The following is a 21,562-nucleotide window of genomic DNA, read 5'->3' as shown; positions in this document are numbered from 1 at the left end:
AGCCGCCCCGGACCGATGCTCCACGCGCAGCTCCCCCGCCGTCCCACCTCGGCGCGGTGATGCCACGTGGCTCCGTCCCCCCTCCTGTCCCCGGAAGGTCCCGCCGTGCCCACCTGCCCTGCCCCGGTACGCCGTCTCGACCCCACCGCCGTCGCGGAACTCACCTCCGCCGCAGCCGAGTTGCTGGCCCTTCACGGCTCCGCCACCAGCCCCGGCCTGCTCGCCGACCTGCCCGCGAAGTCGGCCGCGCTCGGCGAACCGCTGCGCCGCCGACTGCGCCCCGTCGACACCGCCGACGGCCTGTTCGTACTGCGCGGACTGCGCATCGACGACACCGACCTCGGCCCCACCCCCGGGCACTGGTCGAAGGTCGGCGACGCCGGCGCGCTGTGGGACGTGGCCCTGCTGCTGGTCTCCGCCCTGATGGGCACCCCGATCGCGTGGGAGGGCCAGCAGGACGGCCGGTTCGTGCACAACATCGTCCCGTCGCCCGGCCACGAGAGCGAGCAGACCGGCGCCTCCAGCTCCGTCCTGCTCACCCCGCACACCGAGGACGCCTTCCACCCGGGCCGCGCGCACCTGCTGCTGCTGTGCTGCATGCGCAACCACGACGCCATCGCCACCACCGCGGCCAGCGTCCGCCTCGTCGAGCTGTCCGACGCCGACGTCGACCGGTTGAAGCTGCCGGTCGCGCCGATCCTGCCCGACGACGCCTACGAGCAGGCCCAGCGGTTCGGCGGGCGGCCCGCCCCCGTGCCCACCCTGTTCGAGGCGCCCGACGGCCTGACCATGCGTTACGACCCGGCCTACACCCCGCAGGAGACCGCGGACCCGGCCTGGCGCGCCGCGTACGGGCGGCTCGGTGACGAACTCGCCCGGGTCTCGGTCGCGGTGAGCCTGGAGCCGGGTGACGTCCTGGTCGTCGACAACGACCTGGTCGTCCACGGCCGGGTGCCGTTCCGGGCCCGCTACGACGGCACCGACCGCTGGCTCAAGCGCGCCTCCGTCCGCGTCGAACAGCGCCCCACCCGCCCGGCCGCCGAGGCGGACGAACACGGCTACGGCCAGGCCGCCCTCACCCTCTGAGCCACCTCCTCGAAAGGGCATCCCCCATGGACCGGGACGACACCACCCTGCGGGTCCTGTCCACCAGCGACCTCGCCGGACTGGACATCACCCTCGCCGACGTCCTCGACACCGTCGAACAGGCCTACCGCACACTGGCCGCCGGACAGTCCGACAACCCGCGCAAGCTCACCGTCAAACCGGCCGACGGCCACTCCGTCGCGTACGCCATGCTCGGCCGCGACGGCGCGCGCAACGTCGTCGCCGTCAAGACCTCGTACAAGCACGGCCTGGACGTCGGCCGCGAACAGCAGCACTACTACACGACGCTGACCCTGTACGACGACGTCACCGGACGGCCGGTCGCCATGCTGGACTGCGCCCGGATCGGCTCCCTGCGCACCCCGGCCGTCTCCGCGCTGCTGGCCCGCGAATGCGCCGCCCCCGGGGCGAGGACGGCGCTGGTGATCGGCACCGGCACCCAGGGCCGGCTCGCCCTGCCGTTCCTGCTCACCGCCCTGCCCGGGCTGGAGCGCCTGCTGCTGTCCGGCACCCACCCCGACGGCATCGCCGCCGTCCGGGCCGAACTCGCCCGGCACTTCCCCGACCGGGAGCTCGAACTGGTCACCGACCTGGAGGCCGCCGCCCGCGACGCCGACCTGGTCGTCGCGACCGCCGGCGGGCACACCCGGGCCGCCGTCGAGGCCGACTGGCTGAAGCCCGGCGCGGTGGCGATCCTGGTCGGCCACGGCCTCGCGCCCGCCACCCTCCACCGGGCGGACCGCGTGATCGCCACCAGCGCGGCCCAGATGCGCGTCACCGGCACCGACATGGCCGACGCCGACGGCGAACTCCCGCCCGTCGACGTGGAGTTGCCCGCCGTCCTGGCCGGCGACGGCGCCGCCCGCACCGCGCCCGAACAGCGGATCTTCGCCTACAACAGCGGACTCGTGGTCACCGACATCGCCCTCGGCCACCGCTTCGCCCAACTCGCCGCCGACCAGCGGCTCGGCACCGAGGTCGCCCTGTGGCGCTGACCCTGCCCGCCCACCCCGACCCGCTCGCCGAGCGGATCCACCGCAGCGGCCTGCTCCACGAACTCGCCCACGGCCTCGGCGGCCCGTTCCACTACCTGCTGCCCGAGCGGTTCGACGCCAACCTCGCCGCGTTCCGCGCCGCCCTCGCCGACGCCGGCGTCGACGGCCGGATCCACTACGCGAAGAAGGCCAACAAGGCCTCCGTGTTCGTCGACCGGTGCGCCGCGGCCGACACCGGCGTCGACGTGGCGTCCCTCGGCGAGCTGCGCGACGCGCTCGGCCACGGCGTGCGCGGCGAGCACCTGGTCGTCACCGGCCCCGCCAAGTCCGCGCCCCTGCTCCGGGTCGCCGTCCGGCAGGGCGCGTTGATCGCCGTCGACGCCCCCGACGAACTGGAGCACCTGCTCGGCCTCGACGGCGGCCGACCCGCCCGCGTCCTGCTGCGCCGCCACCCGCCGTCCCAGCCGGGCAGCCGGTTCGGGCTGGACGACGGGCAGTTGCACCGGGCACTGGAGCGGTGCGCAGCGGCGGGCGACGCCGTGCGGATGGAGGGCTTCAGCTTCCACCTGTCCGGCTACGCGGTCCGGCCGCGCGCCGACCTGGCCGGGGAGCTCGTCGAACTCTGCCTGCACGCACGGTCGTTGGGCCTGCCTGCGGACCGGATCAGCATCGGCGGCGGCTTCCCCGTGGACTACGTCGCCGCCGACGCCTGGGACGCCTTCCTCACCGCCCAGCGGCCCGGGCACTACCACGGCGAAAAGTCCTTCGCCGCAGGCGACTTCTACCCGTACCACTCCCCCGTCGCCGGCGCCGACGCCCTGCGCGCGATCCTCGCCGCCCGCCCCGGCGGCACCGGGCCCAGTCTCGCCGAGCGGCTCCGGCAGGCCGGTGTGACGCTCCTGCTGGAGCCCGGCCGCGCGCTGCTGGACCGGGCCGGGTCGTCGGTGTTCCCCGTCCAGGGCGTCAAGGACCGCGCCGGGTACGGCATCGTCACGGTGGACGGCACCAGCCTCAGCCTGTCCGAGCAGTGGTTCGCCAGCGAGTACCTGCCGGAGCCGGTCCTGCTCCGGGCGGCCCCCTCGCCCGCCGATCCCGCTGACCTCGCCGATCCCGCAGACCTCGCCGACCGGCCGTACCGGGCGTGCGTGGGCGGGGCCAGCTGTCTGGACTCCGACCTGCTGACCTGGCGCAAGATCGCCTTCCCGGCCCGGCCCCGGGTGGGCGACCTGCTGGTCTACCCCAACACGGCCGGCTACCAGATGGACTCCAACGAGTCCCCCTTCCACGAACTCCCGCTGCCGCCGAAGGTGGTCGTCGACCACTCCGGCGACCGCCCGCGCTGGCGCCTAGACCGCTGATCCCCCGACCCGACGTCCTCACGGAGCCCACACCATGACCGACGCCCTGACCCGCCCGCCGGTGGTCAGCCGGATGTCCGAACTGATCGGCCGCACCCCGCTGTTCGAGCTCGCCCACGCCGACAACGGCGCACGGCTGCTGCTCAAACTGGAGATGTTCAACCCCACCGGCAGTGCCAAGATCCGGATGGCCCGTCAGATGGTCCTCGACGCCGAGGAGCGCGGCGAGCTGCGCGAGGGCGGCCACATCGTCGAATCCACCTCCGGCAACACCGGCCTGGGCCTGGCCGTGGTCGCCGCCGAGCGCGGCTACCGCTTCACCGCCGTCGTCGACAACCACGCCGCCGTCGACAAACTGCGCGGGATGAAGGCGATGGGCACCGAACTCGTCCACATCGACGCCGGCGCCGACGGCGAGGAACTCCACACCGCGGCCCGCGAGGAACTCGCCGAACAGCTGGCCCGCGGCAAGGACAACACCTTCTTCACCGAGCAGCACAACAACCCCAGCAACGCCGTCGGCTACTACGCCGTCGGCCGGGAGATCGCCCAGGCCCTCGACCACCGGGTCGACGTGCTGATCGGCGCGGTCGGCACCGGCGGCGGGCTCTGCGGCACCGCCCGCGAGCTGAGGAAGTCCGTGCCCGGCGTCGCCGTCGTCGGGGTCGAACCGAAGGGCTCGATCGCCTTCGGGCCGCCCGCCCACGACTACTACCAGTCCGGCACCGGCACCCCCGAGGGCGCCACCATCGGCCTGCTGGTCGACTACGACCTCATCGACGAGGGCGTGAAGGTCGGCGACGTCGAGGCCTTCGCGACCGCCCGCGTCGTCGCCCGCCGCACCGGACTGCTCATCGGCGGCTCCGCCGGGGGCGTCGTCCACGAGGCGCTCAAGCGCCTGCCGACGCTCCCGCCGGACGCCGTCATGGTCGCTTTCGTCAACGACGGCGGCGAGAAGTACCTGGACACCGTCTTCGACGACGACTGGATGAACGCCCGGGCGCTGCTCGACCCGGCCGTGGAGGCCGACATCGACGAGACCCTCAGCAAGCTCCGCAGGCCCTGACTTCCTGACTTCCGAGAAACGTGACACCCACGATGCAGCCAGCCACCCTCGTCCGCGACAGCCGCGCACTCGCCGCCCTCGCCGTCCCGCTCGCCCTCACCCAACTCGCCCAGGTCGCCCTCACCACCACCGACACCGTCATGATGGGCGTCCTCGGCACCGAGGCACTGGCCGCCGGCGGCCTCGCACTGGTCGTCTTCAACCAGCTGCGGACCATGGGCGTCGGCCTGGTCACCTCCGTCGGGAACCAGGTCGCGGCGGCCGCGGCCCGGGCCGAACGGGCCGACGAGTCAACAGAGTTGCCGAACGGTGACGGTGTCCGGGCGTTGGTGCGGGCGGCGATGGCGGTCGCCACCCTCGCCGGGCTGGCCGGCGCCGTCCTGATGGTCCTGATCGGCCAGGCCGCGACGCTGCTCGGCCAGGACGCCGCCGTCGCCCACCGCGCCCAGGGCATGCTCGCCGCGCTGGCACCGGGCCTGCTGCCCTGCCTCTGGTTCCAGGCGATCCGCCAGTTCACCGTCGGCATGCGCCGCCCGCAGGCCCTACTGCGGATCACCCTCGCCTCGGTCGCCGTCAACGCAGGCCTCAACTGGGCACTGATACACGGCATTTGGGGCCTGCCGAAGCTCGGCCTCACCGGCATCGGCATCGCCACCAGCACCGTCCACCTGCTCACCTTCCTCGCGCTGTACGGCTCCGCCCGCCGCGACCCGCAGCTCGCACCGCTGCTGCGCCTCGACTTCTGGCGCGCCGACCCTGCCACCGTCCGCCGCCTGCTCCGCCTGGGCGCCCCGATCGCCGCCACCTACGGCTCCGAAGCCGGGTTCTTCTCCGTCACCGCGCTGCTCGCCGGCAGCTTCGGCGCCGCCGCCCTCGCCGCCCACACCGCCGTCAACCAGCTGATCTACCTCGTCTTCCAGGTCGCCGTCGGCCTCTCCCACGCGGCCTCCATCAACGTCAGCCGGGAACTCGCCCTCGGAGACTTCGCCGCCGCCCGCCGGATCAGGAACACCGCCCTCGCCTGCGGCGCCGTCGTCACCACCCTGGTCGGCCTGGCCTACCTCGCCGTCCCCGAGCTCGTCCTGCGGCCCTACTTCGACCCCGGCTCGCCGTCCGACCAGCAGGCCCTGAAGATCGCCACCGGCCTGCTCGCCGTCGTCGCCGTCCTCCAGTTCTTCGACTGCGCCCAGAACATCGGCGTCGGCCTGCTGCGCGGCCTCGACGACACCCGCAGCGGCTTCCGCCTCACCCTGGTCGGCTACTGGCTGGTCGGCCTCCCCGCCGCCTGGCTCTTCGCGTTCCCCCTCGGCGGCGCCACCCACGGCCTCTGGCTCGGCCTGCTCACCGGGCTGGCCACCACCGCCGTCCTGCTGCTGCGCCGCTACGGACGCGCCCTCACCGCGAGAGCCGCCGCCTGAGCCTTCCCCCTCCCCCTGCCCGCGGGCCGGAGTCCGGTGACCGACCGGCCCGGGTCCCCCTCACCCCGGCTCCGCGGCAACAATGTTCACCAGAACTCGCCCGGCACACGGCGGGCCGACACCGAACAGGGGGACGGATGGCCGGCTGGGACGGCGTGGCGGAACGGGGCCACTTCCACGAGCACGTCCAGACCGCACTGGACCAAGCCTCCGACGCGGCCCACCGGGGCGACTGGCCGACCGTCCTGGCCGCCGTCGCCAAGTCCCCCGGCCTCGCCAACACCCGTCGCACCGGCGGCCGCAGCGGCTGGACACCCCTGCACCAGGCCGCCTGGCACGGCGCCCCGCCCGCAGTCGTCCGACAACTCCTGGACGCCGGCGCCTGGCGCACCCTGCGCGCGACGGACGGCGAGCGCCCCGTCGACGTCGCCGCCCGGCTCGGCCGCGACACCCTGCTGCCGCTGCTGGAACCGGTGCCCCTGCACCCGGTCGGCGAGCGGGACCTGCGCGCGATGCAGCACTTCCTGCACGCCCTGATCCGGGTCCGCACCGAGGACTACGGCGTCAAGGCGGCCCTGACCCTCCCCCAGGTCTGCATCCTCACCGAACTCCCCGACCCGAGACTGGATTTCACCGTCCCCGGCATGTACGGCGGCTTCGGCATCCGCCTGGAACAACCCGCGACCGCACCCCGCCTCACCGTCACCAGCCACTGCCGCGTGGTCGGCGGCTCCGGCCGGACCCACCAGATCACCGCGGACGGCTGCACCCTGACCGAGTCCGGCTGGTAGTCGCGCCGAATCACCATGCCCCCGTCCGGCGCCAGGCGCTCGCGCAGGGGGCCGCCCTCCGGTGTGCGGCCGGAGGGCGGGATCGGTGCGAGCCTCAGTCGAGGGCGAGGAAGCTGCCGACGTTCTCGTCCGGTCGGAACTCGCCCGGGCCCAGCGGGTTGAGGATCTTCGTCTGACAGTTGCCGTCGGGGAAGAGCAGGATGGTGCCGCCGGTCCGGTTGGCGATCGCGGTATCGGCACCGAGACCGGGGTAGCACTGGCCGCCCTGCGGGTCCCGGACCTGGTTGAAATTGCTGCCGTTCTCCTGGATCACGACACCGGGCGCCGCCGAGGCGGTCGAAACACCGGTGAAGGACAGGACGAGGGCGCCGGCGGTGACCGCGAGGGCCGCACGAGGGCTGATGCGCATGGGTACTCCCGTACTGGGGGTTCATTGGAGTGATTTGTCACCGGGAGCCCGAGGCACCGAACCGACGGACGCCTTGCCGCTCCCGCAGGCTTGTACCCGACCCCATGACCATCCCCCGCGAAGCACGCCGCCGGTTCATCCGAACGAGTCACACCTACCGCCCATCGGCCGCCGAAGCGGGCGCTCCGACTTGCGGCAACGACGTTCGGCAGCCACCGGGCGCGTACGACGGTCACCCGCCGCCAGCCGCCTCCCGGCAGCGGCGGAACTCCGCCAACTCCCCTGTGTACACGCATGATTCGTGTGCCACCGGATCGCCGGCTCCCTGACGAGCTCTCACCTCACGCAGCGGCAGTGCGCGGCAGCGCACTCAAGAGAGGGAAGACGATGGCTCACCGACTGTCGGCTGTCCTGACCTCCGCTCCCGGCGTGGCGGGCGGGTTCACCGCACTCGCCCCCGCCGACACCCGGCGGGTTCAGTCGAAGCGATGGGCGAACGGCCGCCCGGGGCACGTGCGGCACTCGAACAGGTACACCCCGCCCAGATCGCCGAGACTCAGGTCTGCGCCCTCCCGGCGGACGTCGCGGTCCTCGACCGGAGTCCACGCCTGCCGGTGGTCGTGCTCCTCGGTGCTCTCCACGGTCAGCAGGTGGTCCATCGGCACCCCGCAGGCCGGGCAGTGCGGCCACTGCGGGTCCTGGCTCCAACCGGGGTAGCCGCCCAGCTTGGTGCCCGGCGCGGTGGACAAGTGGTTCTGGTAGTCCCAGCCCGTCTCCTTCTCCACCTGCTCGAAGCGGGCGTCCAAGGCGTCCCAGAGCTCGTACGACAGATCCCAACTCGGGTACTCGGTCACCAACTCCGGATGCACGACGCACGGTCGCGGCACCCGCCCGTACCCGGCATCCGCCGGCACCGCCGGGGCCTGCCGCACCTCCCCCACCTCCGCCGCAGACCGCCAGCAGACCTGCGGGACGACCCACTGCCCGTCATGGCGCCGCGGGCACCAGAGCACCTGGAGCAGATCCCGCCCCTCCGGGAAGGGCACGATGTCCGGCACATCTCCGCGGTGGATCTGGGCGACCGCGACCATCGGCGACCCCGGGTGCTCGGAGCATTCCGGCCATGGCTCCCGCACCGGCCACAGCAGCGGGCCGCCCACCGAACTGTTCCAGCACCCCGGCCGGCCGGCCCGCGGATGCAGCCGTACCGTCTGCCGGCGGAACGGGACAAGCTCGGGAAACCGCTCTTCGACGCTCAAGGGGCGCGGCGGGGTTCGACGGGTCACCCGCGGACAGTACCGGTCACCACGGCCCGGCGGTCGGTCGCGGAGGACGACCGAGGAGGGTGACCCGCTCGACGGGTGCTGCGCCGGTGGCGTTGCCGGCGTGTCGGCGGGGTAGGGCTTCTCCGGACGGTACGGCTCGGGCCGGAGGGGTGTGTCCGGCGTTCCGCGGGCCCAGGAGTGGGGGGTGTGGCGTTCTTGTCAGGAAATGTTGTCGTCGTCACCGGCGCTGCCAGTGGTATCGGGCGGGCGGCGGCGTTACGGCTGGCCCGGGCCGGCTGGGCGGTCGCGGCGGTGGACGTGGATGCGGCCGGTCTGGACGGACTGGCCGCCGAGGCGTCCGGGGTGCGTCCGTTCGTCTGCGACGTCACCGACGGGGAGGCGGTCGCCGCCTTCGCGCTCGACGTGGCACGGGAGTTGGGACCGCCGCGTCGGCTGGTGCACAGCGCCGGCGTCGGCGTGATGGGGCCGCTGCTCGATCAGGATCCGGCGGACACCCTGCGGGTGATGGACATCGTGTACGGCGGGACGCTGCGCATGGTGCACGCACTGGTGCCGTTGATGGCGGCCCGGGGCGGCGGCGAGGTGGTGCTGTTGGGCTCGATCGGCGGATGGGTGCCGGTGCCGATGGGCGGCGGGTACGGCGCGGCGAAGGCCGCGGTGCACTTCCTGGCCGAGATCGTCACGGCCGAGCACCGGGCCGACGGCATCCGCGTCCTGTGCGTCTGCCCGCCGGCGGTGGAGACGCCGATGCTGGACCGGATCCGCGTCGAGACCCCTCAACTCCTCGGCCCCCGACCGGGGTTGAGCATCGAAGCAGTACTGGACTCGATGGACCGGGCACTGACCCGCGGCCGACCGTGGGCCTTCCCCGGACGCGGCACCCGGGCCCTGTGGACGGCCCGACGGCTGGCGCCCAGGACACTCAGCGGAATCATCGCCCGGAAGCTGGTCGGCAAGTAGCGCGCCACCGGCGGCCACCGGCATCGCCTCGGGACCGCGCGGTGGTCGGCGCAGCGGCGCGCGCAGCTCGGCCACGTGCCGGTGTCCGGGTCCCCGCCTGCTGGCGAGGCGGGGACCTCCCGCACTCGGTGCGGGCGTTCGGTCAGGCGTGAAGGTGCGTGAGGACGGCGGACAGCGCGCGCTGCACGGCCTCGCGGGTCTCGTCCGTGGGGTCGTGCACGTCGAATCCGTGCATCGCGTGCGGCACGTCCACGAGCTCCAGCGCCGCGCCGCACTCGTCCGCGGCCGCCACGAACGCGGCGACCGTCGCGGCGATGTCCGGCGCTTCGAGCCCCACCCGGGTCAGCACGACCGGCAGTCGGCCGGCCTTCGGCAGCGCCGCGGCCGGAGCGAAGCGCGGGTCGACACCGACCCAGCCTGCCAGCGGCGCCAGCACCGGGTAGTTGGCGGCGACGCAGCGCAGCCAGGGCTGCGGAGCGGCCAGGTGGTCGGAGAGCAGCAGGCCGCCGCCGGAGAAGACCCACAGCGCGATCCGGTCCGCGTCGACGCGCGGGTCCGCCCGCAGCACCCGCAGCGCCTCCGCGACGTCGGCCGCGGCCGTCGGGTAGTCGGACGTCGCGTGGAGCCGGTGGGCGACGACCGCGCCGACCACGCCCCGGCCGGCCGCGAGCCGCGCGTGGCCGACGTAGAGCGGCCAGTCCCGCAGGTCGGGCACCAGGTCGCGCGGCAGCGGACCGCCGTGCACGAAGAGGATCGCCGGGCGGGGGCCGTCGTCGTCGGCCGGGTCCGGCAGGTGCAGGTCCAGACGTCCGGTGCGTTCCCGTGCCGCCACCGGCACGTCGAGCAGGAACGGACGCTCCTGGAACGGCGTGTTGTTCGCCGGAGTGAGCCGGTGGCCCTCTCCGGCGGCGGCGCGCAACAGTGTCGTGGCCAGCTCGTCGGGGCAGGAGAGCATCGGCCAGTGGCCCGTCGCCAGTTCGAAGAAGCCCACGCCCGGCTCGGCGAGGGCCTGGAACTGCGGCATGCCCGACGTCACCAGCTGCTGCACGGCCTCGATGTTGAGCCCGCTCGCCGTGCACAGGACGCCGCTGGTCGGCACGCTCCTCAGCGCACCGGTCAGCCGTAGCGGCTCGGTCAGCGTCCGACCCGGCTGCGGCGCGGCGAGCGACGACAGCCGCTCCAGATCGGCCGGCGACAGGCCGGTCGTGTTGCCCCACCGCTGCCACTGGTCGGGCGCGGGCGCCGGCACGGTCGCGTCCGGCCGCTCGCGCAGGAGGGTGTGCACGTCCGTGTCGGGCACCAGCGCGAGGGGCAGGTCGCCGTCCTGCGGCAGCCCGGAGTCCAGGTAGACGATCCGGGTGACCCGCTCCACGCGGCGCTGCGCCGCGCCGAGCACGGGGTGGATGGCGTAGTCGTGCCCGACGAGCACCACCGTCGGCGCGGTGACCGCGTCGATCAGCCGCACCACGTCGGCGATGTGGGTCTCCAACTCCACCTCGCCCTCGTCCACCCCACCTGCGGGCGCCGCACTGCCGCCCGTGCCGGTCAGCGTCGCGGCGTGCACCTCGGCGCCCGCCTCGCGCAGTTTCTCGCCCACCCGGTCCCACAGCAGCCCGCCGGTGAACGGGCCGGAGGCCAGGATGAACGCGGTCCGAATCTCTTGATCGCTTCGCATGCGGGTACGGTAGGAACTCCCCCAACGGGAGGTTCAAGTGGTGCTGCCGCACGACCTGCTGAGCATCGGTGAGCTCGCCGAGCGCGCCCGGGTGAGCGTGAAGGCAGTGCGTTTCTACTCGGAGCAGGGCCTGCTGCCCGAGGCCGGTCGCAGCGGCGGCGGACACCGCCGTTACGCCCCGCAGGCGCTGGAGCGGTTGCGGCTGATCCGCTCGCTGCGCGCGCTGGACGTGCCGCTGCCGGAAGTCGCCCGGGTCGTCGCCGAGGAGACGGCCGAGGACGGGGCCGGTGCGGGCTTCGACGAGGGTCTTGAGGCCGTCGTGGCCCGGCAGTTGGACAGCCTGGGCGCCGAGATTGCCGCGCTGCGCTGGCGGGAGGCGGCGCTGCGGCTGCTGCACGAGGCCGCGCCCGTGGAGCGCGCCGAGCTCCTGCGTCTGGTCGGCGCGCTCGGCACCCCTCCCGATACGGAGACCCTGGTCCGCTACTGGCGCGGGCTGCTGCCGGTGAGGCTCCCCGCTCGGCTGGTGGCCGCCGTCGTGGCGGCGGCGGTGCCGTCGCTGCCGGAGCAGCCCTCGCCGGCGCACGTGCTGGCCTTCGCCCGGCTGCACGAACTGACCGCGGCCGTGAACAACGCGTGCCTGGTGGATCACCGCCCCTCGCCGCCACGGCCGGACATGCTCTACGACGGCCTGCGCGAGGCCTACGACCTGGCCGCGCCCGCCCTGCTCGCCGGTCGCGACCCCGCCGCGGGCGAGGCCCTGGACTGCTTCGTCGCCGCCCACGCCCGGGCGCACGACCGCCACGACACTCCCGACTACCGCCGCGAACTCGGCCGCGAACTCGCGGTGGGCGACCACCCCGCCATGCGCCGCTACTGGGCGCTCGCAGGCGAGTTGACCCCGGCCCCGACGCTCGGCGCCGCGAACACCTGGCTCAGCTCCGCGCTCGCCGCACAACTCGCAGCGGACTGACGGCGCGGCGTCCGACAGGTCGCTCCGTGGGTGAGGTCCGCGGTGGTTCGCGTCATCGGGTGCCGGGCTGCCGGGGGGCTGTCGAGCGGGTGATCGCGGTGAGGGCGTGCTGGAGGGTGGCGTCGCTCGGTGGGCGGTCCCGCCAGCGGGCGCCGATGTGGCCGTCGGGTCGGACGAGTAGTGCTCCGTGCGGCCCGAGGCCGCAGAGATCGGTGTGCTCAAGGGGGAGGGCCTCGATGTGCAGCGGCCATGGTGCGGCGGTCTGTTGCTGCCAGTGAGTCGGGTCCGGGGTGAGCAGGGTGAACCACTCGCCGAGGGCGTCGAGGGTGGAGCGATCGCGGGTGAGCCGGAGGTGCGGCAGCCGACGGCCCGGCTCTGCGGTGGGGACGTAGTCCGTGCCCGGGTCGGACGGCTCGGACGGGGTGCTGCCGTCGGTGAGGACGGCGTCGGAGCGGTAGGTGACGCCGAGCACGAGACCGAGTTGGGCGAAGTACTGCTCCGACCAAGGGAGTTCGACCTCTGCCGGTGCTGCTTCGCCGGTTCGCAGCTGCTCGCGGCGCCGGTTCTGCACTTGCAGCAGCAGTCGGGTGTTGGCCACGGCCTGGTCGAGGGTCTGCCGGGCGACGGGCTGTCGCTCCGTCTCGTAGGTTTCCAACAGGCTCGGTCCGGCCCACCCCTGGAGGACGCCCGCCAGTTTCCAGCACAGGTTGTGCACATCGGCGACGCCGGCGTTCATGCCCAGCCCGCCGATGATGGGCACCGCGTGCGCGGCGTCGCCGGCCAGCAGGATCCGGCCGTGGCGGAGGCGTGCGGCGACGAACCCGTTCATCACCCAGTGCTGAACCCGCAGCACGTCGACCGGTACGTCGGAGCCGGCGCCGAGGGCGCGCGAGACAAGGCCGGGCCAGTCGGCCCGAGCGGCGTCTTCGGGTGTGGGAACGAACCAGGCCCAGCCTCCCTCGGGGTAGAGCGGGAGGAACGTCCCGTGCGCGGTGAAGTAGACCCCGGCGGGCCGGCGGGCGCACCAGCGGTCGAGGTCGGCGTCGAACACGACGGTGGTGAAGCCCCCGATCGCTCCGGGGCCGGTGGTGTCGATTCCCAGCCGTTGCCGGACCGTGGAGCTCGCGCCGTCGGCGGCGACGACATGGCGGGCACGGACGCGGACCTTCTCACCGCTCCGGTGGTCGACGAGCAGGGCCACGACGCCCTCGGCCTCCTCGACCAGGTCGACGAGCTCGACCCCGAACCGCATCGGCGCGTCCGCGGCGGCGAGAAGCACGGGTTCCAGCCGGTCCTGCGAGGTGACCACGCCGACGACGGGGCTCTCCGGGACGGGCGCATTGACCCCGACCATCGCCGCGGTGGCGAAGTCGCGGTCGCGCAGGGTGTCGCGGAAGCGGACGCGGCCGTACTCCGGTGCGAATGCGCCGGCCGTGATCTCGGCGGCAAGCCCGAGCTGGCGAAAGATCTCCATCGAGCGCACGTTGACCAGCCGGGACCGGGGAAACGGTGACAGCTTGCGGTGCTTCTCGACCAGCAGTGCTCGCACACCCCAGCGTTCCAGCAGCGCCCGGGCGGTGAGCCCGACCGGCCCGCCACCGACGATCAGTACGTCCGCCCCGGCGTTGGCTACGGGCATGTCGAACTCCTCCCGCTCACCCCGGTTCCGTCGGGGCACTCGGTGACGGTGACAGGCCGGCAGGCGGCGACTCGGCCGTGTCCGGATGTCGGCGAATGCGCAGGAACCCATGCGCACAGAGTCACGGCACCTTCAACCGTACCCGGCCCTCGACCGAACCACGAGCACACCGTTCCGGTGCGGCCGACCCGCCGTGGAAGAAGGCGCGGCGTCCGGGAAGAAGGCGCGGCGTCCGGGACGGGCGGTGCGGCGTCCGGGACGGGCGGTGCGGCCGGTGAGCGCACCGGCGTCGCACACGAGCCGCCACGACCCGGCCGGAAGAGTCCTGGTCGGGCGACGGCGACTCGCGCAGGACGACACGCCGCGCGGAAGACCGCGGCACGCAGGTGGTGACCAGGCGGCCAATCAGCAGGACGGTCACCGTACTTGACTGGGCGTCAAGGGGTTCAGGTCCATCTCCCGCCGTCCGGGCCCGGTGCCGCGCGCTGCGGGCCGCCTTCACCGGACGACGCCTCGACCGAGCTCGTCCGACCTCGCGCAGCTGCCCTCCTCGACCGTCGCCGACGACCACGAAACGCTCGATTCGCGCGCGGAAACAATCGATTCGATCGTCCAGACCGTTGATTCGAGCGTCGGGATCGGGCATCGTGTCCTGCACACAGCGCTCCGGGCTGCTGTTCCGCGTGTTCCGCAGTGAAGGGGTTCTGCCACATGGACGAGATCGATCGGGCCATCCTGCGGGAGCTTCAGGTGGACGGGCGGATCCCGTATGCCGAGTTGGGGCCGAAGGTCGGGCTGTCGCCGTCGGCTGCGCGGCAGCGGGTGCAGCGGCTGGTCGATGCCAAGGCGGTGCAGGTGGTGGGGGTGACCGACCCGATGACCATGGGGCGTCAGACGATGGCGCTGCTGGGGCTGCGGGTGGACGGCGATCCCCGGGCGGTGGCGGACGCGCTGTCGCGGCACGACGAGGTCGTGTACGCGGTGCTGACCGCCGGCAGCTTCGACCTGTTCGTCGAGGTGGTGTGCGACCGGCCGAACGACCTGCTGGACTTCGTCAACGACGCGGTGCGCACCGTCGAGGGCGTGGTGTCGGTGGAGAACTTCCCGTACTTCGCGATCCACACCCACCGCTTCCTGTGGCACACGTGAGGCCGGTGTGAGGCACACGTGAACCGGGCGTCCGCCCCGTACCCAGATCCGCACCACGCCGAGGACTCCGCCATGCCCCACTCCGAGCACCGCACCGTCGACTTCTTCGCCGAGGACGCGCTTCCCGTCCCGGTCGTCACCCCGGCCGAGGCCGAACTCCTTGCTGCCCGGCAGCTCGGGGTCGCCGGGCGGGCCGAGCCGCTGGGCAGCCAGCAGGACGCCAACTTCCTTCTGCAGGAGGGGAACGGGGACATACTCGCGGTCCTGAAGATCGCCAATCCGGCCTTCGGCGCCGTCGAGGTCGAGGCCCAGGACGCCGCCGCCGATCTGATCGCGGCGGCACACCCGGAGCTGCGGGTCGCCACCGTGCTGCGCGGGCCGGACGGTGCGCCGCGGCGTGCCGTCGTCGAGGCCGGCGGCGGGTCGGTCACGGCGCGGCTGTTGCGGCACCTGCCCGGCGGTACGCTGTCCGGCCCGCGGCACCTGTCGGCGCCGACGGTCGCGGCGATGGGCGAGATCGCGGGAAAGGTCAGCACCACGCTGCGGGACTTCCGGCACCCCGGGCTCGACCGCGTCCTCCAGTGGGACCCCCGGCACGCCGACCGGGTGGTGGCCAGGCTCGCCGGGCACGTCACCGAGGCCGACCGGCGGGACGCCGTCCTGGCGGCGGCGACGGAGGCCTGGGAGCGGGTGGCGGCGGTCGCGGCCGAACTGCCGCTGCAGGCCGTGCATCTGGACCTCACCGACGACAACCTGATCCGTCGGCCCGGCAGCCGGCCGCCGATGCCCGACGGGATCATCGACTTCGGTGATCTGACGACGAGTTGGGCGGTCGGCGAGCTCGCCGTGTCGCTCTCGTCGATGCTCCACCACGACGGCGTCGAGCCCCGTCAGGTGCTGCCGGCCGTCCGGGCCTTCCATGCCGTCCGGCCGCTGTCCGCCGCCGAGGCGGGGGCGCTCTGGCCGCTGGTGGTGCTGCGGGCGGCCGTGCTGGTGGTCAGTGGGCGGCAGCAGGCGGCGGTCGACGCCGACAACGCCTACGCCACGGCCGCGCTCGACCGGGAGTGGCGGGTGTTCGAGCAGGCCACCCGCCTGCCGCTGGCGGTGATGACCAACCTGGTCCGGGACGCGGCGGGCTTCGCCTGCCGGCCCGCTCCGGTCGCCGCGCCGACGCACCAACTGCTGCGCGAAATCGACGAGTTCACCGTCCTCGATCTGTCCACCGATGCCGACGCGATGAACGGCGGGGCCTGGCTCGACGCCGGCGCCGAGGACCGGGCGGCGGCCGCCGCGCTGGCCGGCGGCGCGGCGGCCGTCCGCACCCCGTACGGCGCAGCCCGGCTCTCCCGGACTCCCGCACTGTCCACCGACTCCCCCGCCACCGTGTCCACCGGCGTCGACCTGTGGCTCGGCCGCACCGCCGTGGCGCAGGCGCCCGACGCCGGCCGGGTGTTGGCCGCCGGGCCGGGCCGGATCGAACTCGCCCTTGAGCAGCGGGTCTTGACGCTGGCGTTCGCTGCCGACGTCCACCCACTGGTGACCGCGGACGCGGAGGTCGAGGCGGGCGCGGAGCTGGTCCGCCTCCCGGCCGGGGCCGCCCTGCACCTCTCGCTGGGCGACGCCGACGGTCCGGCCGTCCCGCCACTGGTGCGTCCCGAGTACGCCGCGGGCTGGCTGCCGCTCACCGCCGACCCGGCGCCGCTGCTGGGTCTGGCCGCCGAGCAGGCGGCGGACCGGGGCGACCTGTTGGAGCGGCGCGGCGCGGTGTTCGCGACGGTGCAGGGGCACTACTACGCGGCCCCGCCGCGGATCGAACGGGGTTGGCGCCACCACCTGTTGTCCACCGACGGCCGCTCGTACCTGGACATCGTCAACAACGTCACACCGCTGGGCCACGCCCACCCGGGCGTGGAGCGGGCGGTGGCCCGCCAGTTGCGGCGGCTGAACACCAACTCGCGGTTCCACTACGCCTCGGTGGTGGAGTTCACCGAGCGTCTCGCCGCGCTGCTGCCGGATCCGCTGGACACGGTGTTCCTGGTCAACTCCGGTTCCGAGGCGGTCGATCTGGGGCTTCGACTGGCCATCGGCGCGACCGGGCAGCCCGACGTGGTGGCTCTCCGCGAGGCGTACCACGGCTGGACGTACGCGTCCGACGCGGTCTCCACCTCGCTCCAGGACAACCCGAACGCCCTTGCCACCCGGCCGAGTTGGGTCCACACCGTGGATTCGCCCAACTCCTACCGGGGCCGCCACCGCGGCGCGGACGCGGCCCGCTACGCCCCCGAGGCCGTCGCGGCGGTCGACGCCCTCGCCGCCGAGGGGCGCCCGGCCGGGGCGTTCGTCAGCGAGACCTTCTACGGCAACGCGGGCGGGGTGGCGCTGCCGGACGGCTACCTCGCCGAGGTGTACGCGGCGGTCCGCCGGCACGGCGGCCTGGCCGTCGCCGACGAGGTGCAGGCCGGCTACGGCCGACTCGGGCACTGGTTCTGGGGGTTCGAGCAGCAGCAGGTCGTCCCCGACATCGTCTGCGTCGCCAAAGCGATGGGCAACGGGCACCCGCTCGGCGCGGTCGTCACCACCCGGGAAGTCGCCGAACGGTACCGGGAGCAGGGCTACTTCTTCTCCTCCACCGGCGGCAGCCCGGTCTCCAGCGTGGTCGGCCTGACCGTCCTGGACGCGCTGCGCGACGAGGACCTGCAGGGCAACGCGGTCCGCGTCGGCGGGCACCTGAAGCTCCGGCTCCGGGCGCTGGCCGAGCGGCACGCCGTGGTCGGCGCGGTGCACGGCTCCGGCCTGTACCTCGGGCTCGAACTGGTCCGCGACCGCGGCACGTTGGAGCCGGCCACCGAGGAGACCGCCGAGCTCTGCGACCGCATGCTCGACCTCGGCGTGGTCGTCCAGCCCACCGGCGACCACCTCAACATCCTGAAGATCAAGCCCCCGCTGTGCCTGGACACCGCCGCCGCGGACTTCTTCGCCGACACCCTGGACCTGGCTCTGACCCAGCTCGGCCACACCGGCTGACCGGAGGCCGATCCCGCCCCGGGCCCCACCCCTTCGAACTCCCTGGAACGGTGAAGATGTTGGACACGATCGTCGTCGGCGCGGGCATCGCCGGCCTCACCGCCGCTCGGCTGCTGCACGCCGCAGGACAGCGGGTGGTCGTGCTGGAGGCCCGGGACCGGGTCGGCGGCCGGATGTGGACGGACCGCACGGCCGGGTTCTCCGTCGACCGCGGCGCCTCCTGGATCCACGGCCTCACCGGCAACCCGCTCACCGGGATCGTCGCCGAACTCGGCCTGGAGACCGTCGAGTTCACGGTCGGAAGCTTCCAGGCGGGCGGGCGGCCGATCGCCGACCACGACGAGGCGCGGCGGCGGCTGGACGAGGCCGCGACGAAGCGGTGGCTCGACGACGTCGAGACCGCGGACGCGCTCTTCCAGCGGGCGATCGCCGACTCCGGCGACGACGAGAGCTACGCCGACGCCACCGAACGCACCCTCGCCGGAACCGGCTGGGACGCCGAACGGGCGGACCGCGTCCGGCAGTTCTACCGGCACCGCACCGAGGAGCAGTGCGGCGCGGACATCGAGCAGGTCGCCGCCCACGCCCTCGACGAGGACGCCATCGAGGGCGAGGAGGTGATCTTCCCGGGCGGCTACGACGCCATCCCCCACGCCTTCGCGGCCGGCCTCGACATCCGCCTGGGCACCACCGTCACCGCCGTCACCAGGTCGGCGTCCGGCGTCCGGGTCGACACCGACAGTGGCGCCTTCGCGGCCGCCCAGGTGATCGTCACGGTGCCGCTGGGCGTGCTGAAGGCGGGGGCGATCGCCTTCACCCCCGCGCTGCCGGACGCCGTCGCGGGACCGATCGCCCGACTCGGCATGGGCGCGTTCAACAAGGTCTTCCTCCGCTTCCCCGAGCGGTTCTGGCCGGACGGCGTCTACGCGATCCGCCAGCACGGCCGGGCCGGCGTCCCCTGGCACTCCTGGTACGACGTCTCCGCGGTGAGCGGCCGGCCGATGCTGCTGACCTTCGCCGGCGGCGACTGGGCGAGGGAGATCGAGCAGCTGACCGACGAGGAGATCGTCACCTCGGTGGTCGACGCCCTGCGCGGCATCCACGGCGACGCCGTCCCCGACCCGGTGGCGCACTGGATCACCCGCTGGGCCTCCGACCCGCTCGCCCTCGGCTCCTACTCGTACGTCGCCGTCGGCTCCTCGCACGACGACCACGACGCGATGGCCGAACCCGTCGACGGCGTCCTGCACTTCGCCGGCGAGGCCACCTACGGCCACGAACCGGCCACCGTGCACGGCGCGCTCCTCTCCGGCCACCGCGCCGCCGAACGCGTCCTCGGCGCACCGCTCGCCCTGGCCGGCCTCACCCGGCAGCTGGGTCGTTCGAGCTGACGGGTGCCGCGTCGCTCCCCGTGACGGAGAGCGACGCGGAACCGGACCACCGCGCTACCGTGTCGCTCAGCGGGGAGGGGGCGGGAAGTTGTTGAGCTGGAGGAGGTTCCAGCTCTGGTTCGCCGTGTTCCAGTAGTCGTCGCTGGGGATGCAGTCCCACTGCTGCAGGACGGCCTGCTCACCGGGCGTGCCGGACGGGGCGTTCGCGTCCAGACATCTGCCGGTGGCCCGATTCTTGATGACCATGGTCATGGGGAAGCACTGGGTGGGACAGGTGTGACCCACCCATGAGGTGCGCCATTCGGACGGCGCGTAGCCGGCGTCGCAGTACGGGTACTGGATGACGGCGGTGCCGTTCGAGTAGGTCCCCGCGCGCCAGTCGAGCATCAGGCACTGGCCGGAGTGCAGAGCCTTGATCCGGAAGTACCCGTTCCCACTGTCGAGCAGCTCGTACTGCTGGGAGAGGCTGGTGTTGTCCGGCCACAGGAAGACGCCGGTGTACGAGGCGGTCTGTCCCCAGATGACGTCGGCGCGCAGCCCGGTCCGGACGTTGACGAGCTTGTACCGGGTGGGGTCCGCCGCGTGGGCGGACGAGGGGGCCAGTGCCGCGACGACGACGAACGCCAGAGCCGCCGCCAGGGCCGCCGGAGTGAGTCGGGAACGTCTGCGCCCGGCCGGTGCAGTGGACCTGCGGGGACGGCCGAACCGTCGGAGCAGGGGTGTCCGCATGGTGTGGTCCTCCATGGGTTCGAGTGACCGGCGTGGTCGCCGGTCTGGCCCGGACACCCTGGCACCGCGGCCTGTGCGCCGACCTTGCGGCCACCTTGCGAGCCAAGCCAGCATGGGGAGTTGGGCACTTCGCGGGCACTGTCGATCACCTGGGGGGTACCTGTGGACTTCCGGCTGCTGGGCGAGATCGAGGTGCGGTCGGCAGGCCGGCCGCTCGACGTCGGGACGCCGCAGCAGCAACTGGTCCTGGCCGCACTGCTCGTCGACGCCCGAAGACCGGTCCCGATCGAGGCCCTCGTCGACCGGGTCTGGGGCCACGACCCGCCCGCCAACCCCCGGCCCGTCCTGTACGCCCACCTGAGCCGCATCCGCGCCCTGCTGAGACGGCTCGACGGCGGCACGCCCGCGCGGATCGAACGCCGCCACGCCGGCTATGTGCTGGACGTCGACCCCGAGCGGATCGACCTCCACCGGTTCCGCCGGCTGGTCGCCGACCGGCAGCACGACGACGAGACCCGCGCCGCGACGCTCGCCGAGGCCCTGGACCTGTGGCGCGGCGAACCCCTGGCCGGCCTCGCGGGCGCCTGGGCCGCGCAGGTCCGGGCCGGCTGGCACCAGCGGCGACTGGACGCGGCGGTGCAGTGGGCGCAGGCCTCGTTCCGACTCGGCCGCGCCACCGCGGTCGTCTCCGCCGTGCCCGACCTCGCCGCCGAGTACCCCCTGGCCGAGCCCCTGGAACACGTCCTGATCCAGGCCCTGCACGCGTCCGGTCGGACCGCGGAGGCCCTGCACCGCTACGACGTCGTCCGCCGACGCCTGGCCGAAGAACTCGGCGCCGACCCCGGCCGCGACCTCCAGACCCTCTACCGCACCGTCCTGACCCCGCCCCCACCGCCGCGCCGCCCCACCGCCCCGGTACCCGCCGCCGCCCCTCCCGCCCCCGCAGACCCGCCCCCGTCCGGCACACCCCCGTCCGGCACACCCCACCGACGTACCCTGCTCGCCGTTCTCGCCGCGACGCTCCTGCCCGCCGCAACCGCCTGGGCGCGCCTCCTCCGACCGGACACCTGCGACCGGCCGACCGCGTCGGTCTCCCACGCCCAACAACTCTTCGCCACCGCCGAGGCGTTCGACCGACAGGAGCGGCCTCGCGACGCCCGGGCCGCCGTCATGGACGCGGCCTGCCTGTGGCAGGACCTCATCGCCCTCGACCCCGACCGCAACGCACCCCCACTCGCCCCCGCCGCCCTCCGGGCCCTGGCCAGAGCCGGACTCGACTTCACCGTCCCCCGCTCCACCCTCCTCACCTGGCTCGGCAACCCGACCCGCACGCCCTACCCGGCCATCTCGCAGGTGATCCTGCTCCACGGTTGGCGATTCACCGCCCCGGTCGCCCTCGACGCCGTCGTCCGGAACTACGAGCACACCCCCGAGACCGCCTCCCCCCGCACCGCCGCCGACGTCCGCACCGACACCCTGAAAGCGGCCGTCCTGGACCACGCCAGGACGCGCCACGGCACCCGCCCGACGGACTTCGACCAGCTCCTCAGACCCTGACGGCGCGACGCCCGGGAAGTCGCCCCGTACCGGCGGTC

At 73.7% G+C, this 21,562-nt stretch carries 17 protein-coding genes; 12 read left to right on the top strand and 5 right to left on the bottom strand.

What is annotated here, in order from left to right:
* Positions 1-105 precede the first annotated feature (105 nt).
* From CG736_RS12185 to CG736_RS12160, 6 genes are all read left to right on the top strand, one after another.
* Positions 106-1,086 carry a TauD/TfdA family dioxygenase gene (locus CG736_RS12185; RefSeq protein WP_100586198.1) on the top strand — a complete coding sequence of 327 codons (981 nt, stop codon included), beginning with the start codon at positions 106-108 and terminating at the stop codon, positions 1,084-1,086.
* A gap of 26 nt (positions 1,087-1,112) precedes the next feature.
* Entirely contained in the window at positions 1,113-2,102 is a 990-nt protein-coding gene (locus CG736_RS12180; RefSeq protein ID WP_100586197.1) for an ornithine cyclodeaminase, read from the top strand.
* Positions 2,093-3,460, top strand: coding sequence for an amino acid decarboxylase (locus tag CG736_RS12175; protein WP_100586196.1), 1,368 nt, complete (start codon positions 2,093-2,095; stop codon positions 3,458-3,460). Before CG736_RS12180 ends, CG736_RS12175 begins: the two co-directional genes overlap by 10 nt.
* Positions 3,461-3,494: 34 nt before the next feature.
* On the top strand, positions 3,495-4,526 hold the full coding sequence (locus CG736_RS12170) for a cysteine synthase family protein (RefSeq protein ID WP_100586195.1): 1,032 nt from the start codon (positions 3,495-3,497) through the stop codon (positions 4,524-4,526).
* 32 nt (positions 4,527-4,558) lie between these two features.
* Complete coding sequence (locus tag CG736_RS12165) at positions 4,559-5,944, top strand: MATE family efflux transporter (RefSeq protein ID WP_100586194.1); 1,386 nt, start codon at positions 4,559-4,561, stop codon at positions 5,942-5,944.
* A gap of 137 nt (positions 5,945-6,081) precedes the next feature.
* Entirely contained in the window at positions 6,082-6,735 is a 654-nt protein-coding gene (locus tag CG736_RS12160; protein WP_100586193.1) for an ankyrin repeat domain-containing protein, read from the top strand.
* A 94-nt stretch (positions 6,736-6,829) separates the two neighbouring features.
* On the opposite strand, the gene CG736_RS12155 is transcribed toward CG736_RS12160, so the two are convergent.
* Together CG736_RS12155 and CG736_RS12150 are read right to left on the bottom strand one after the other, a co-directional pair.
* A complete protein-coding gene (locus tag CG736_RS12155) occupies positions 6,830-7,144 on the bottom strand; it encodes a hypothetical protein (protein WP_100586192.1) in 315 nt (104 codons plus the stop codon).
* Between the two features lie 476 nt (positions 7,145-7,620).
* Entirely contained in the window at positions 7,621-8,235 is a 615-nt protein-coding gene (locus tag CG736_RS12150) for a hypothetical protein (protein ID WP_369880127.1), read from the bottom strand.
* Positions 8,236-8,616: 381 nt separating this feature from the next.
* Between CG736_RS12150 and CG736_RS12145 the strand changes: the two genes are divergently transcribed.
* Positions 8,617-9,390, top strand: a complete 774-nt coding sequence (locus tag CG736_RS12145; protein WP_157815538.1) for an SDR family oxidoreductase — start codon at positions 8,617-8,619, stop codon at positions 9,388-9,390.
* Between the two features lie 142 nt (positions 9,391-9,532).
* Here the strand turns inward: CG736_RS12145 and CG736_RS12140 are convergent, their stop codons facing one another.
* Positions 9,533-11,065, bottom strand: coding sequence for a dienelactone hydrolase family protein (locus CG736_RS12140; protein ID WP_100586189.1), 1,533 nt, complete (start codon positions 11,063-11,065; stop codon positions 9,533-9,535).
* A 37-nt stretch (positions 11,066-11,102) separates the two neighbouring features.
* Between CG736_RS12140 and CG736_RS12135 the strand changes: the two genes are divergently transcribed.
* On the top strand, positions 11,103-12,035 hold the full coding sequence (locus CG736_RS12135; protein ID WP_369880124.1) for a MerR family transcriptional regulator: 933 nt from the start codon (positions 11,103-11,105) through the stop codon (positions 12,033-12,035).
* A 52-nt stretch (positions 12,036-12,087) separates the two neighbouring features.
* On the opposite strand, the gene CG736_RS12130 is transcribed toward CG736_RS12135, so the two are convergent.
* Positions 12,088-13,674 carry an FAD-dependent monooxygenase gene (locus tag CG736_RS12130; RefSeq protein WP_100586188.1) on the bottom strand — a complete coding sequence of 529 codons (1,587 nt, stop codon included), beginning with the start codon at positions 13,672-13,674 and terminating at the stop codon, positions 12,088-12,090.
* A gap of 711 nt (positions 13,675-14,385) precedes the next feature.
* Here CG736_RS12130 and CG736_RS12125 point away from each other — a divergent pair.
* From CG736_RS12125 to CG736_RS12115, 3 genes are all read left to right on the top strand, one after another.
* Entirely contained in the window at positions 14,386-14,823 is a 438-nt protein-coding gene (locus CG736_RS12125; RefSeq protein ID WP_100586187.1) for an Lrp/AsnC family transcriptional regulator, read from the top strand.
* A gap of 72 nt (positions 14,824-14,895) precedes the next feature.
* Positions 14,896-17,847 carry an aminotransferase gene (locus tag CG736_RS12120; RefSeq protein WP_100586186.1) on the top strand — a complete coding sequence of 984 codons (2,952 nt, stop codon included), beginning with the start codon at positions 14,896-14,898 and terminating at the stop codon, positions 17,845-17,847.
* A gap of 56 nt (positions 17,848-17,903) precedes the next feature.
* The gene (locus CG736_RS12115) at positions 17,904-19,238 is read left to right on the top strand and encodes an FAD-dependent oxidoreductase (RefSeq protein WP_198520462.1); all 1,335 of its coding nucleotides are present in this window, start codon (positions 17,904-17,906) and stop codon (positions 19,236-19,238) included.
* 66 nt (positions 19,239-19,304) lie between these two features.
* Here the strand turns inward: CG736_RS12115 and CG736_RS12110 are convergent, their stop codons facing one another.
* Entirely contained in the window at positions 19,305-19,967 is a 663-nt protein-coding gene (locus tag CG736_RS12110) for an RICIN domain-containing protein (protein ID WP_157815537.1), read from the bottom strand.
* 120 nt (positions 19,968-20,087) lie between these two features.
* Between CG736_RS12110 and CG736_RS12105 the strand changes: the two genes are divergently transcribed.
* Positions 20,088-21,524, top strand: a complete 1,437-nt coding sequence (locus CG736_RS12105) for an AfsR/SARP family transcriptional regulator (RefSeq protein WP_198520461.1) — start codon at positions 20,088-20,090, stop codon at positions 21,522-21,524.
* Positions 21,525-21,562 lie beyond the last annotated feature (38 nt).

The organism is Kitasatospora sp. CB02891 (genome assembly GCF_002803145.1).
Lineage (GTDB): Bacteria > Actinomycetota > Actinomycetes > Streptomycetales > Streptomycetaceae > Kitasatospora > Kitasatospora griseola.
Note: the sequence above shows the minus strand (reverse complement) of the source record. Positions and strands in the feature narration are given on the sequence as shown.

Coding starts and splice junctions, on each gene's coding strand:
- CG736_RS12180 (WP_100586197.1), top strand. CDS start 1,113: ATGGACCGGGACGACACCACCCTGCGGGTCCTGTCCACCAGCGACCTC.
- CG736_RS12170 (WP_100586195.1), top strand. CDS start 3,495: ATGACCGACGCCCTGACCCGCCCGCCGGTGGTCAGCCGGATGTCCGAA.
- CG736_RS12165 (WP_100586194.1), top strand. CDS start 4,559: ATGCAGCCAGCCACCCTCGTCCGCGACAGCCGCGCACTCGCCGCCCTC.
- CG736_RS12160 (WP_100586193.1), top strand. CDS start 6,082: ATGGCCGGCTGGGACGGCGTGGCGGAACGGGGCCACTTCCACGAGCAC.
- CG736_RS12155 (WP_100586192.1), bottom strand. CDS start 7,144: ATGCGCATCAGCCCTCGTGCGGCCCTCGCGGTCACCGCCGGCGCCCTC.
- CG736_RS12150 (WP_369880127.1), bottom strand. CDS start 8,235: ATGGTCGCGGTCGCCCAGATCCACCGCGGAGATGTGCCGGACATCGTG.
- CG736_RS12140 (WP_100586189.1), bottom strand. CDS start 11,065: ATGCGAAGCGATCAAGAGATTCGGACCGCGTTCATCCTGGCCTCCGGC.
- CG736_RS12130 (WP_100586188.1), bottom strand. CDS start 13,674: ATGCCCGTAGCCAACGCCGGGGCGGACGTACTGATCGTCGGTGGCGGG.
- CG736_RS12125 (WP_100586187.1), top strand. CDS start 14,386: ATGGACGAGATCGATCGGGCCATCCTGCGGGAGCTTCAGGTGGACGGG.
- CG736_RS12120 (WP_100586186.1), top strand. CDS start 14,896: ATGCCCCACTCCGAGCACCGCACCGTCGACTTCTTCGCCGAGGACGCG.
- CG736_RS12115 (WP_198520462.1), top strand. CDS start 17,904: ATGTTGGACACGATCGTCGTCGGCGCGGGCATCGCCGGCCTCACCGCC.
- CG736_RS12110 (WP_157815537.1), bottom strand. CDS start 19,967: ATGCGGACACCCCTGCTCCGACGGTTCGGCCGTCCCCGCAGGTCCACT.